Raw genomic sequence first — 11,678 nt, 5'->3', positions numbered from 1 at the left:
AGGTCGACGAGGCCGGCGTCCCAGACGGGCTTCACGCTGTCGTGGAAGTAGGACGTCGAGGTGTCCTCGATGCCCTCCTCCTCGGCCTTCCAGTGCGCGTACTCGGTGCGGCCGATCAGGTAGCGGGCGTTCGGGAAGGTCGGGACCCACCGGCCATCCACCAGCATGGTGTTCCAGCCGACGTGGTCGACGTGGAGGTGCGTGCAGAGGACGGTGTCGATGGAGTCGCGGGTGAAGCCGGCGGCTTCGAGGTCGGTGAGGAAGGTGGTCTGGAGGTGGCTCCAGGGGCCCATCTCGCGCGTCTTGTCGTTGCCGATGCAGGTGTCGACGATGATGCGGCGGCCGGGCGCCTCCACGACCAGCGCGTGGATCGACATCTTCAGCTTGCCCTGCGCGGTGGCGAAGTGCGGCGCCAGCCACGGGATCTCGCGGATCTCGTCGTAGGTGGCCTGGGGCAGGATGAACCGCGTGCCGCCCTCGGTCTCCATCTCGACGATGCGCGTGATCTTCACGTCGCCGATCCGCCAGGTGAGCATCGGTCGTCCTCCCGTTTCGCCGCAGCTTGCACGAGGGAGGAACCACGAAAAACACGAAAGACACGAAAGCGGGCCGCCGGCCTGCGCTGCCAAGCGGCGCTGTCCGATTCAGGGAACCGCGGAAGACGCGGAATGGCGCGGAAGGACTCGGCGCAGATTCCGCGTTCTTCCGCGTACTCCGCGGTTCCAGACGAGGGAGCCTCCGCTGGCGCGGAGGCTCGAAGACCTGGGTTCCCCCTAGCGTCTGGCGGCGAGGGCTCTGGCGACGGCGGGGGCGAGGCGCTGGGCGATGATGGCGGCGCCCCGGGCGTTCGGATGGATGCCGTCGGCCTGGTTGAGCGCCGGCGTGCGGGCGACGCCGGCCAGCAGGTTCGGGTAGAGCGCTACGCCGTTGGCGCGGGCCAGCGCCGGGAAGATGGCGTTGAAGTCGCGGGCGTAGCCGCCGCCCACCTCGACCGGCGCGTCGATGCCGGTGAGCAGCACGTCGATCCGGCGCGCCTTCAGCTTCCTGATGATGCCGTCGAGGTTGGCGCGGGTGCGCCTGGGGTCCTGGCCTTGCAGCAGGTCGTTGGCGCCCAGCGCCACGATCACGAGGTCGGTGTCCTTGCGCACGCTGAAGTCGACGCGGGCGAGACCGCCGGCGGTCGTGTCGCCGCTGACGCCCGCCGCGCGGACCGTGGCCGGGGCGCCGAGCTTCGCGAGTCGGGCCTGGAGCTGCGCCGGGAAGGCCGCGGCGCGGGCGAGGCCGTAGCCGGCGGTGATGGAGTCGCCCAGCACCGTGACGACCTTGGTGCGCGGCTGCGCCGACGCCGGACCGGCCGCGGCCAGGAGCGGCAGGGCGATCAATGCGCGGCGGGTAGGTCTTGGCTCGGCCATCATCGTCCTATGTAAGGGAAGAATTACGTCGCTCAATTGTCGGGGAAGCCCTTGAACGATCTGCCGCCGCTGATCCTCGAAGATGTGGGCCTGACGTTGCCGTCGGCCGCAGGACCGGTGGAGATCCTGCGCAATCTGTCCCTGACGTTGGCCGAGGGCGAACGTGTGGCGCTGGTCGGCCCCTCGGGGTCCGGCAAGTCGTCGCTGATCGCCGTGGCCGCGGGGCTGGAGCGGCCGAGCGCCGGGCGGGTGATGCTGTTCGGGCGCGACCTCTCGCGTCTGGACGAGGATGGCCGCGCCAGGTTGCGGCGCGGTCGGGTGAGCCTGGTCTTCCAGTCGTTCCACCTGCTGCCCAACATGACGGCGGAAGAGAACGTCGCCGCGCCGCTGGAGATCGCCCGCAAGCCGAATGCGATGGCCGAGGCGCGGGCGTGGCTGGACCGCGTGGGCCTGTCGGCGCGGGCGCGGCACTATCCGCACCAGCTATCGGGCGGCGAGCAGCAGCGGGTCGCCCTGGCCCGCGCGCTGGCGCCGCAGCCGGCGCTGATCTTCGCCGATGAGCCGACCGGCAACCTCGACTCGAACAACGCGCGGCATGTGGCCGACCTGCTGTTCCAGCTCGCCGAGGACACCCAGGCGGCGCTGCTGCTCGTCACCCACGACAACGGCCTCGCGGCCCGCGCCCAGCGGACGGTGAGCCTGAAGGACGGCCACCAGGCGGAGGCGGCCGCCTGATGCCGCTGTGGTTGCGGTTCGCGGCGCGCGAGCTTCGGAGCGGGGTGAAGGGCTTCCGCATCTTCCTGGCGTGCCTGGCGCTGGGCGTGGCGGCGATCGCGGCGGCGAGTTCGACGGCCGAGGCGTTCCGGCGCGGGCTGGCCAGCGAGGCGCGCGAGATCCTGGGCGGCGACATGGCGGTCTCGGCCAGCCAGCGCCGGTTCGTTCCCATCGAACGCAGCCGGTTGCAGGCGCTGGGACGCGTCACCTTCGCGGTCGCCTCGCAGGCCATGGCCGAGGCCCCCGGGGGCGAGCGGCGGCTGATCGAGCTGCGGGGCGTCGACGAGGCCTACCCGCTGGCCGGGACCGTGGCGATCAAGGGCGCCCCCTCGCTGCAGGCGGCGCTTGCGCGGAGGCCCGACGGCGCCTGGGGCGCGGCCGTGGAGCAGGCGCTGCTGGACCGGCTGCACCTGAAGATCGGCGACCGGTTCCTGGCCGGCAACGTGCCGATGCGCGTGGGCGCGGTGCTGGAGGAAGAGCCGGACCGGCTCTCCCGCGGCTTCGTGCTCGGCCCGCGCGTGCTGACGCGGGTGGGCGCACTGGAACAGGGCGGATTCCTGAAGCCCGGCCTGCCGTTCGGCGAGACGGCGCGGATCGCGCTGAAGCCGGGCACGCCGCTGGAGGCCGGCAAGGCCCAGGTGCGCCGGACCATGAAGGGCCTGTTCCGCATCCGCGACCGCAACGACGCCGCGCCGGGCGTCAGCCGCCTGATCGACCAGCTCGAATACTTCCTGGGCTTCATCGGCCTGGCCTCGCTCGTGGCCGGCGGCCTGGGCGTCTTCGGGGCGGTCAGCGCCTACGTCGACGGTCGCAAGCCCGCCATCGCGACGCTCAAGGCGCTGGGCGCGGAGAGCGGCCTCATCCGCGACATCTACCTGGCGCAGATCGGCCTGCTGGCGCTGGTGGGCGTGATCCTCGGGCTGGTGGTGGGCGCGGCGACGCCGCTCGTGCTGGGCGCGACCATCGCCAGGGACCTGCCGGTCCCGGCGCTGTTCGCGATCTACCCGATGCCGCTGGTCAAGGCCGGCGCGTTCGGACTGCTGTCGGCCGCCGCCTTCGCCCTGGCCCCGCTGGCGCGGGCGCGGACCACGCCGCCGGCCAGCCTGTTCCGCAGCGACCTGTCGGGACGGTTGCGGCTGGGGCCGGAGCTGATCGCCGCAGGGCTCTCCGCGGCGGGGCTCGCCGGCCTGGCGGTCTGGACGGCGCCCACGCCGCTGGCCGCCTCGCTGATGATCGGCGGCGTGGCGCTGGCGTTCGGCCTCCTGTGGGCGTTCGGCTGGGGCGCGGCGAGGCTGGCCGGGCGGCTGCGCGGCGGGACACGGGGCGCAATGCGGATCGCACTCGCCAACCTCGCCGGGCCGCGCTCGGCGGCGCGGACGGCGGCGCCGGCCATCGGCCTGGGCGTCGGCCTGCTGGCCGCCGTGGTGCTGATCCAGTCCAGCCTGCTGCGCCAGATCGCCATCGTCGCGCCGCAGACGGCGCCGGCGATGGTGTTCACCGAGATCCCCGGCGAACGCGTCGCCGAGTTCGACGCCGACGTCGCCCGCGCCCTGGGCCGCACGCCGAGCCGCGACGAATACCTGCGCGCGCCGATGTTCTCGGGCCGGATCGTCGCCGTGCGCGGCGAGCCGGTCGACCGAGAGAAGATCCCGCGCGGCGAGCGGTGGGCCTACGACCAGGACATCACCATCTCGGCCCTGCCCGCCGAGCCGCCCAATCCCGGCACGCTGAAGGGGCGCTGGTGGCCGGCGGGCTACGCAGGCGCGCCGCAGGTGGCGATGGCCCAGGGCGTGGCCGCCGCGGCCGATATCGAGCCGGGCGACAAGGTCACGCTGTCGGTGCTGGGCGCCGAGATCGACGCGACGGTGGCGGTGATCCGGCGCGTGGACGTCGGCAGCTTCGGCGCGAGCTTCCCCATCGTGCTGACGCCCTCTGCGCTGGAGGGCGCGACGCCCCGCCACGTCGCCATCGCCAAGGCCACGCGCGCCGAGGAGGCCGCGGTCACGAGGGCGCTGGGGCAGGCGTTTCCGGAGGTGAACGTGATCTCGGTGCGCGAGCAGCTCGAGGCCGCGACCGAACTCTTCGACCAGGTGGCGCTGGCCATCCGCGGCGCGGCGGCGGTGGCGTTGATGGCGGCGCTGCTGGTGCTGACGGGCGCGATCGCCGCGCGGGCGCAGGAGCGGACCCGCGAGGCGGCGACGCTCAAGGTGCTGGGGGCAAGCCGGCTGCAGGTGCTGAGCGCCTATGTGATCGAGTATGGGCTGGTCGGCGCGATCGCGGGCGCGGCCGGCGTCGGCCTCGGCTATGCGGCGGCGTGGCCCGTCGTGGTGAAGGTGTTCGAGGCGACCTGGAGCATCGACTGGGCCGGTGTCGCCGGGCTGCTGGCGGGCGCCTCGGCGCTGGCGGCGGCAGGCGGCCTGGTGGCGTCGTTCCAGGCCCTGTCGAAGCGCCCGGCCCCTGCGCTCAGGAGCGAGTGACGCCAACGTCTGCGCAACAGTGTCGCATCGCGCGATCGGTAAGCATTTGGCATCCAGCGGGCTTCACGTTCGGCGGCGCAGAATCGCCAGACCCGCGGAGCCTCCATGTCGCCCGACTTCACCAAGAAAGACCTGATCGACTGGGCGACGGCCTGCCTCGTGTTCCTGTCCGGCTCGATGACCGGCCACTACGCGGCGGTCGGCATGAACGCGGTCCAGTGGATGGGCGCGATCACGGCGGTGCTGGGCTCGGTGGCCGTGGCGGTCGCCGTTCGCGTGTGGCCGCCCGTGGCGGCCGGAGCCGGGCAGCCCGACTGAGCCGCCCGGCGCACGGCGTCAGGCCGGGACCGAGGTCCTGCGCCGCCGACGGACCATCGCGCCCGCGCCGCCGAAGCCCAGCAGCATCATCGCCCAGGTTGCGGGCTCGGGCACGCCGGTCTGGATCTGCGACTGTCCGAACCGGACGTTGTCGATGCCGATGTCGTCGCTGACGCCGCCCAGGCCGGTGAGATTGATCACCAGCTCCAGGTCACCGGCGGTCAGGGCGTTGGCGAACGCTATGGTGTTGCGGGTCGCGCCGGTGACGAACGTCGAGCCCTGGTTGAAGAGGATGGTGTTCGCGCCCACGTCGCGCACGGTGAAGCCCTGGATCGTCTGGCCGCCCGAGATGAACGAGGCCATGTCGAAGCCGTAGAGGCTCACCAGGTAGCCGGAGGCCGCCGTGAACCGCACCGTGAAGGTGGTGTCGCCGTCCGCGTCGTTGAACAGGACGTTGGTGAGGTCGCCGTAGCCGGTGGTCCAGAGCGCCGGATCCTCGCCGGGCGTCCCGTAGCTGACGGTGACGTCGGGCGTGTAGCCCTCGGCGCCGACGCCGTAGGAGCCGGCCGCATTGGCCGCCGCGGCGACGTTGTCGCCATAGGCCTGGTCGACGTTCTCGAAGTTCGAGACGCCGCCGGCGACGTCGAACGTCAGCACGGTCGCCGACGCGACCGCCGGCGAAAGCACGGCGACGGCCGTGGCGATGAGCAGAGCACGCATGATGATGTTCCTTTTGCAGGACCCCAAGGCTCCCGCGCCTGAACGCGGTCGCCCTGGCGGTGATCAGATGGCGGGTTGCCGACGCTCGCGGCGCAGCAGCGCGCCCGCGCCGCCGAAGCCCAGGATCATGAGCGCCCAGGTGGACGGCTCGGGCACCGCGCCGCTCGGCGTGCTGCCGACCAGGACGCCGGACTGGGCGCTGTAGCTCACGCCCGGATCGTCGAGTTCGATGCCGAAGGTGGCGGTGTTGAGGAAGTCCAGTTCGGCGAAGACCGGCTGGCCGTTCATGGCGATGGCGGTCGAGAAGCTGGCGAAGACATCGTAGCTGCCGCCGGCGGTGACCGCGGTGCTCCCGAACAGCGACTCGTCGAGGAACCGGTCGATGGTTTCGGTCGGGTTGCGGATCTCCAGCACGAAGCTGTCGGACACCAGTGCGCCGCCGTAGCTCGCGAAGTTGCTCGACGTCGCGCCCGAACCGGCCTGGAACACGCGCAGGTTGGCGACCAGCAGGATCTGGTAGGTGTTGAGGTTCCCCTCCTCGATCGGGTCGGAATAGACCGAGCCGTCGAAGTTGAACTTGAACTTGGCGTTGGTCGCGCCGGAGAAGGTGACCGTGTCGCCGAACACCGCGCCGGTGGAGCCGAAGTCGGGGCCCGCGACGTCGGGTCCGTAGAAGCTGAGGTAGGTCCTGGCCTGGCCGGTGGCGAGGTCGACGGTGGCCTGCGCGGCGCCGCCCGCGACGCTGGCCGACTTGCTGGTCGGGCCGTTCGGCGCGTAGCCGCCGTCGCTTGCGGAGCCGAGGTTGGCCACGGCGGTGACGAAGTAGTCGGCGTGGGCGGCGGCCGGCGCCAGCGAGAGCGCCGCAGCCGCGGCGACGAGCAGAGTACGCATCACGAAAGTCCCCTTGTTTCACCCCATGTTCGAGGCGGGGACCGGGCCCCGCCGCCGCCGGCGTGACACGGTCGCCGATGGCCCGAAGCCCGGAGCGAGCGGCCCGCCTCGAGTCTCCGCTCCTCAGGGTCAGGCGCCGGTTTCGGCCGCCACGGGTCACGGCCGTCCGATTTTTTCGCCGCCGCCGCCGTTTTCCCGTAAGGCGTGCGCCGACTTGCCAGCCGCGTTCGGGGTTCGCACTATCGCGCGCATGTCGGAGCGTGCGGCGGGACAGGATGTGCGCGGCCTGCTCGTCGCCTGGCGCAGCGGGGACCGCGGCGCGCGCGACCGCCTCTTCGAACTGCTCTACGCCGAACTGAGGCAGGCGGCCGCCGGCATGTTGCGCGGCGAGCGGCACGTGTCGCTCTCGGTCGGCGACCTCGTGCATGAGACCATCCTGAAGCTGATCTCGCTGGAGCGGATCGACTGGCAGGACCGCGCCCACTTCATGGCCCTGACCTCGGTGATGATGCGCCGGGCGCTGGTGGAGCATGTGCGCGCCAAGCGACGCAACAAGCGCGACCACCAGAAGGTGGAGCTGATCACCAACATTCCGGACGCGGTGAACGCCGATCTGGAGGACATCAACACGGCGCTGGACGACCTGGCCAAGATCGACCGCGAACGGGCCGAGATCGTCGAGATGCGCTACTTCGGCGGCATGGAGATCGCGGACATCGCGGTGGTCCTGAACCTGTCCGAGTCGACCGTGAAGCGGCGCTGGCAGGCGGCGCGCCTGTGGCTCTACGAGGCGCTCGCGCCGCAGCATGGCTAGCCGGCCGCTCTCCGCCAGGGCGATCGAGGCGCGCGCGCTCGATCTCCTCGAGCAGGCGATGGACCAGCCTTCCGACGCCCGTGGCCGCTGGATCGCCGCGCAGGACGCGCCCGAGGCGGTGCGGGCGCGGGCGCTGCAGCTCTCGGGCCTCGGCCAGGACGCGGCGATGGCCCTGGTCACCGGCGGCGGGCCGCGCAAGGCCGACGGCGGGCCCGCGCCCGAGCGCATCGGCGCCTATCGGATCACCGGCCTGATCGGCCAGGGCGGCATGGGCGCGGTGTACCGGGGCGAGCGCGCGGCCGGCGACTTCGAGCACGCCACCGCGATCAAGGTGATCCGGCCTGGCGCGCTGTCGCGCAGCCTGATCGAGCGGTTCCGCCGCGAGCGCCAGACGCTGGCGCGGCTCTCGCACCCCAACATCGCGCGCCTGTTCGACGGCGGCGAGACCGAGGCGCGCGAGCCCTACATCGTCATGGAACTGGTGGACGGCCGGCCGCTGTCGGCATGGCGCGCCGAGACCAGTCCCCCACAGGGCGCGCGGCTGGACCTGTTCCTGGCGGCCGCCTCGGCCGTGGCCTTCGCGCACCAGAACCTGATCGTCCACGGTGACGTCACCCTGGCCAACATCCTGGTCGACCAGGCGGGCCAGCCCAAGCTGATCGACTTCGGCATCTCGTCGCCCGCCTCGGCGGATCCGCCCGCGGCCCTGGCGCCCGACGGCAAGGCCGGGATCCACACGCCGGGCTTCGCGGCCCCGGAGCGGATCGCGGGCGCGCCCTCGACGACGCTGAGCGACATCTACTCGCTGGGCCGCGTGCTGGCCTGGCTGACGGAAGGCGACCCGCCTGACGCGGAGCTCAAGGCCATCGTCGCAAAGGCCACGGCGGAGGATCCGGCCGACCGCTATCCGACCGTGGAGGCCCTGCGCGACGACGTGGCGGCCTGGCGGGGCGGCTACCCCGTGAGCGCGGCGGGCGGCGGTCGGGGCTACGTCTTCCGCAAGTTCGTGCGGCGCCATCGCGTGGGGGTGGGCGGTGCGGCGACGGCGGTGGTCCTGCTGATCGGGGCGTTCGCCGCGACCCTGGTGGCCAATGCGCGGGCCGAGGCGGCGCGGGCGGAGGCCGAGCGGCGCTTCCAGCAGACCCGCGAGATCGCCACCACGATGCTGTTCGACGTCTACAACGACGTCAGCAAGGTCCAGGGCGCGACCAAGGCCCGCGACAAGCTCGCCGTCACGGGGCTCAAGTACCTCGACGCGCTCTCGGCCGATCCGAAGGCGCCGCTGGACGTCCGGGTGGAAGCCGGCCGCGGGTACGTGCGGCTGGCGCAGGTGACGGGCAGCGGCCAGCAGAGCCAGCTCGGCAAGGCGGCCGACGCCAACGCCCTGCTCGCCAGGGCCGACGCCATCCTGACCCGCGCCTACGCCGAGGCGCCCGACGACGAGGCGGCGCGGCGCGCGCTGGCCGACCTGCGCATCGAGCAGGCGGGCGTGAACCTCTACAACAACAGCGAGATCGCCCTCGCACGGAAGCAGGCGATCGAGACCCAGGCCCTGCTGGAGCCCTACGCGCGCCGGGACGCCGAGGCCGCGCGCGTCTACGCCACCGCCATCCAGGCCGAGGGGGATTCGCACGGCTGGGACTCGAACTACGCCAGGAGCCTGGAGCCGTTCCAGCGGGCCGAGCGGTTCATCGACGGCCTGGCCCCGGCGCTGCGCAGCGACACCGGCGTGATGAAGGCCCAGTCGGCGATCCTGCGGCTGCACGCCGAGGCGCACCAGGAACTGGGCGACGCCGCCGCCGCCCTGCCGCCGATGACGCGCGCGGTGGCCATCAACCGCGAACTCGCCCGGCGCGAGGCCGGCTCACCCGAGACGACGCGGAAACTCGCGATCTCGCTCTGGTATCGGGCGGTGGTGCTGAAGGCCCTGGGCCGGCTCGCCGACGCCTACGCCTCGGTCGACGAAGCCGTGGCGATCACACGCCGGATGCGCCTGAAGGATCCGGACGACCGCGGCGTGGTGAACCTCTTCGCCATCTGCGGCGAGGTCCGCGCGGCCGTGCTGGCCGACCTCGGCCGGGCGGCGGAGGCCTATGCGATGGTCGAGGAGGTGCTCGCGGCCCACCGCTCGGTGGTCGCCCAGTCCGACAATGCCCCGGGCCCGCGCCGCAGCCTGGGCGAGGCGCTCCGCAGCGCCGGCGCCGTCTACTACAACGCCGGCCAGTACGGCCGCGCCTGCGCCGCCTGGGCCGAGGCGCGCGGGCTCTACGCGGGCCTGGAGCGCGAAGGCAAGCTGACCGGCCACGACCGCTCGTCCACGCTGAAGCCGGTCACCGATTGGAGCCGCCAGGCCTGCGACCCGCCCCGCAAGGGGATCGCAGGCCGGCTCTAGACCAGGTCAGGCGAGGGCGATCCGGCGGCGGCGAGGCGTCGCGCCGGCTCCGCCGAAGCCCAGGATCATCAGGGCCCAGGTCCCCGGTTCGGGCACGCCGCCTGGCGGCGGCTGAACCTGGACAGCCCTCACGTCCAGCGCGATGCGGTCGATCGCGACACCGCCCTGGCCACCGTTCGAGAACCGGAAGGTCAGCGGACCGGTGAAGTACGCCGTGTCGACCGTGTAGGTCGCGATGCTGTTGCCTGCCCTGAAGAGCTGATTGCCGGCCGTGTCCACGACCTCGAAGTAGAAGCGCGCGCTGCTCGTGGCGGCGCCCTTGGTCCAGGAGAAGTCCGAGAATGATACTTCGTACCCGGACAACGGCGTGAAGAAGATCAGCGAGGGCTCCTCGCCGGCCGGAAATTCGTAGGCGCGACCTCGCGTGGCGCTCGCCTGATGCGCGTTCTTGCTTGCCGAACCGCGTTCCTTCAGGCCCACAATGCCCGTCGGCCCAGGGGTGTGGGCCGTGGCGCGGGCATTCTCGATGCGGGACACGGGGGAAAGCGCGTTCCTTGACCGGCTGTACGACGCGGCCGTCGAGCCCGGCCGCTGGCCGGCGGTCATGGAGGAGCTGGCCGACCTGCTGGGCGGGGTCGGCGGCTGGCTCACGCGGATGAGCGTCGTGGACGGGTCGGGCGATGGCGTGCTGGCGCGGATCGACCCCGCGATGGCGACGCTCTACGAGACCTACTATGCCCGGCTGAACCCGTTCTCGAACGAGGAGGATCCGGCCGCCTTCATGGCGACCTGGCGGCCCGAGATCCTCACCGACGAGGCCTGGCTGTCACGGGCCGATCTGGAGCGCTCGGAGTATTACAACGACTTCATGCGGCCCCAGAACATCCATTCCGGAATGATCATCCGTCTCGCCGCCAGCGGCTTCGACGTCTGCGCGCTGACGATGACCCGCTCGATGCGGCAGGGCCGCTTCGGCGGCAGCGCCCTGAAGCGCGCGAACCGCCTGCACGGGCACCTGCGCCGGGCGTTCCGGCTGACGGAAGAGCTGGCGATGGGCGGCGGGACGCTGCCGCCGGGGGTCGCCGAGGCGCTGGACGTCTCGTCGCATGCGCTGATCGTGCTGAGCGCCTCGGGCCGCATCCGGCGGCTCAACGGCCGCGCCGAAACGCTCCTGAGCGGGACCGGCAGCCTGCGCGCCGTGGGCGGGCGGCTGGTCGCCGAGCGGGCCGACGACGCCCGCGCGCTCGACGCGCTCATCGCGTCGGCCGGCGCGTCCGACCCCGCCCTGCGCACGGCCGGCGACATGACGCTGGCCTTCTCCGAGAGCCGCCCGGCGATGGCGCTCACCGTTTCACCGGTCCGCTCGGTCGAGACCGCGGTCTTCGAGGACGGGCCGGCGGTGATCGTCAGCGTGAACGACCCCTACGGACCGTCGGAGGCCGCCGGGCCCGAACTCGGCCTGACGGCCCGCGAGCGCGACAGCCTGCGCTGGGTGGCGGCCGGCAAGTCGGACTGGGAGATCGCCGTGATCCTCGGCGTGTCGCAGACCACGGTCCGCTTCCACGTCGACAACGCGCGCCGCAAGCTGGGCGCAGTCAACCGCGCCCAGGCCGTGGCCCTGCTGCTCTCAGCCGACCGTCCGCACTAGCCTCGACGCCCCCCATCCGGCAGGCCACGCGCGCCACCTTCTCCCGCGGAGGAGAAGAGCTGCTCGGGCCGCGGGCCAGCCGCTGGGCGCTTCCTACTCCGCGGGTGCGACGGGGATCAGGATCTCGCCGCCGCCGTCGCGGAACTTCTGGGCCATGTCGGCCATGCCGGCGTCCACGTCGTTCTGCTGGCGGGCGGCGTCGCGGATGTCCTGGCTGATCTTCATCGAGCAG

At 72.5% G+C, this 11,678-nt stretch carries 11 protein-coding genes; 6 read left to right on the top strand and 5 right to left on the bottom strand.

The window, feature by feature from the left end:
- Together JNL41_RS11440 and JNL41_RS11435 are read right to left on the bottom strand one after the other, a co-directional pair.
- On the bottom strand, positions 1-536 hold a 536-nt coding region (locus JNL41_RS11440), incomplete at its 3' end, for an MBL fold metallo-hydrolase (RefSeq protein ID WP_293475017.1).
- Positions 537-773: 237 nt separating this feature from the next.
- Positions 774-1,412 carry an arylesterase gene (locus JNL41_RS11435; protein WP_293475015.1) on the bottom strand — a complete coding sequence of 213 codons (639 nt, stop codon included), beginning with the start codon at positions 1,410-1,412 and terminating at the stop codon, positions 774-776.
- Between the two features lie 60 nt (positions 1,413-1,472).
- On the opposite strand from JNL41_RS11435, the gene JNL41_RS11430 reads away from it, so the two are divergent.
- From JNL41_RS11430 to JNL41_RS11420, 3 genes are all read left to right on the top strand, one after another.
- Complete coding sequence (locus JNL41_RS11430) at positions 1,473-2,147, top strand: ABC transporter ATP-binding protein (RefSeq protein WP_293475019.1); 675 nt, start codon at positions 1,473-1,475, stop codon at positions 2,145-2,147.
- Positions 2,147-4,663, top strand: coding sequence for an FtsX-like permease family protein (locus JNL41_RS11425; protein WP_293475014.1), 2,517 nt, complete (start codon positions 2,147-2,149; stop codon positions 4,661-4,663). The genes JNL41_RS11430 and JNL41_RS11425 overlap by 1 nt, the downstream gene beginning before the upstream one ends.
- 105 nt (positions 4,664-4,768) lie before the next feature.
- Entirely contained in the window at positions 4,769-4,981 is a 213-nt protein-coding gene (locus tag JNL41_RS11420; RefSeq protein ID WP_293475013.1) for a hypothetical protein, read from the top strand.
- A gap of 18 nt (positions 4,982-4,999) precedes the next feature.
- Here the strand turns inward: JNL41_RS11420 and JNL41_RS11415 are convergent, their stop codons facing one another.
- Both JNL41_RS11415 and JNL41_RS11410 read right to left on the bottom strand, forming a co-directional pair.
- Positions 5,000-5,701, bottom strand: a complete 702-nt coding sequence (locus tag JNL41_RS11415) for a PEPxxWA-CTERM sorting domain-containing protein (protein WP_293475011.1) — start codon at positions 5,699-5,701, stop codon at positions 5,000-5,002.
- A 63-nt stretch (positions 5,702-5,764) separates the two neighbouring features.
- Positions 5,765-6,592, bottom strand: coding sequence for a PEPxxWA-CTERM sorting domain-containing protein (locus JNL41_RS11410; protein WP_293475009.1), 828 nt, complete (start codon positions 6,590-6,592; stop codon positions 5,765-5,767).
- Positions 6,593-6,869: 277 nt separating this feature from the next.
- Between JNL41_RS11410 and JNL41_RS11405 the strand changes: the two genes are divergently transcribed.
- Positions 6,870-7,406, top strand: a complete 537-nt coding sequence (locus JNL41_RS11405; RefSeq protein WP_293475007.1) for an ECF-type sigma factor — start codon at positions 6,870-6,872, stop codon at positions 7,404-7,406.
- Entirely contained in the window at positions 7,399-9,798 is a 2,400-nt protein-coding gene (locus tag JNL41_RS11400) for a serine/threonine-protein kinase (RefSeq protein WP_293475005.1), read from the top strand. The genes JNL41_RS11405 and JNL41_RS11400 overlap by 8 nt, the downstream gene beginning before the upstream one ends.
- A gap of 6 nt (positions 9,799-9,804) precedes the next feature.
- Here the strand turns inward: JNL41_RS11400 and JNL41_RS11395 are convergent, their stop codons facing one another.
- A complete protein-coding gene (locus JNL41_RS11395) occupies positions 9,805-10,335 on the bottom strand; it encodes a PEPxxWA-CTERM sorting domain-containing protein (protein WP_293475003.1) in 531 nt (176 codons plus the stop codon).
- On the opposite strand from JNL41_RS11395, the gene JNL41_RS11390 reads away from it, so the two are divergent.
- The gene (locus JNL41_RS11390; protein WP_293475001.1) at positions 10,325-11,446 is read left to right on the top strand and encodes a LuxR C-terminal-related transcriptional regulator; all 1,122 of its coding nucleotides are present in this window, start codon (positions 10,325-10,327) and stop codon (positions 11,444-11,446) included. The genes JNL41_RS11395 and JNL41_RS11390 overlap by 11 nt on opposite strands.
- Positions 11,447-11,678 lie beyond the last annotated feature (232 nt).

Source organism: Phenylobacterium sp. (assembly GCF_016793285.1).
Classification (GTDB): Bacteria; Pseudomonadota; Alphaproteobacteria; order Caulobacterales; family Caulobacteraceae; genus Phenylobacterium.
The sequence above is the reverse complement of the archived record's forward strand: the minus strand, read 5'-3'. Positions and strand labels throughout refer to the sequence as shown.

What these genes read in the sequence shown, in the direction of transcription:
- JNL41_RS11435 (WP_293475015.1), bottom strand. Translation starts at nt 1,412, where the DNA reads ATGGCCGAGCCAAGACCTACCCGCCGCGCATTGATCGCCCTGCCGCTC.
- JNL41_RS11425 (WP_293475014.1), top strand. Translation starts at nt 2,147, where the DNA reads ATGCCGCTGTGGTTGCGGTTCGCGGCGCGCGAGCTTCGGAGCGGGGTG.
- JNL41_RS11420 (WP_293475013.1), top strand. Translation starts at nt 4,769, where the DNA reads ATGTCGCCCGACTTCACCAAGAAAGACCTGATCGACTGGGCGACGGCC.
- JNL41_RS11415 (WP_293475011.1), bottom strand. Translation starts at nt 5,701, where the DNA reads ATGCGTGCTCTGCTCATCGCCACGGCCGTCGCCGTGCTTTCGCCGGCG.
- JNL41_RS11410 (WP_293475009.1), bottom strand. Translation starts at nt 6,592, where the DNA reads ATGCGTACTCTGCTCGTCGCCGCGGCTGCGGCGCTCTCGCTGGCGCCG.
- JNL41_RS11400 (WP_293475005.1), top strand. Translation starts at nt 7,399, where the DNA reads ATGGCTAGCCGGCCGCTCTCCGCCAGGGCGATCGAGGCGCGCGCGCTC.
- JNL41_RS11390 (WP_293475001.1), top strand. Translation starts at nt 10,325, where the DNA reads ATGCGGGACACGGGGGAAAGCGCGTTCCTTGACCGGCTGTACGACGCG.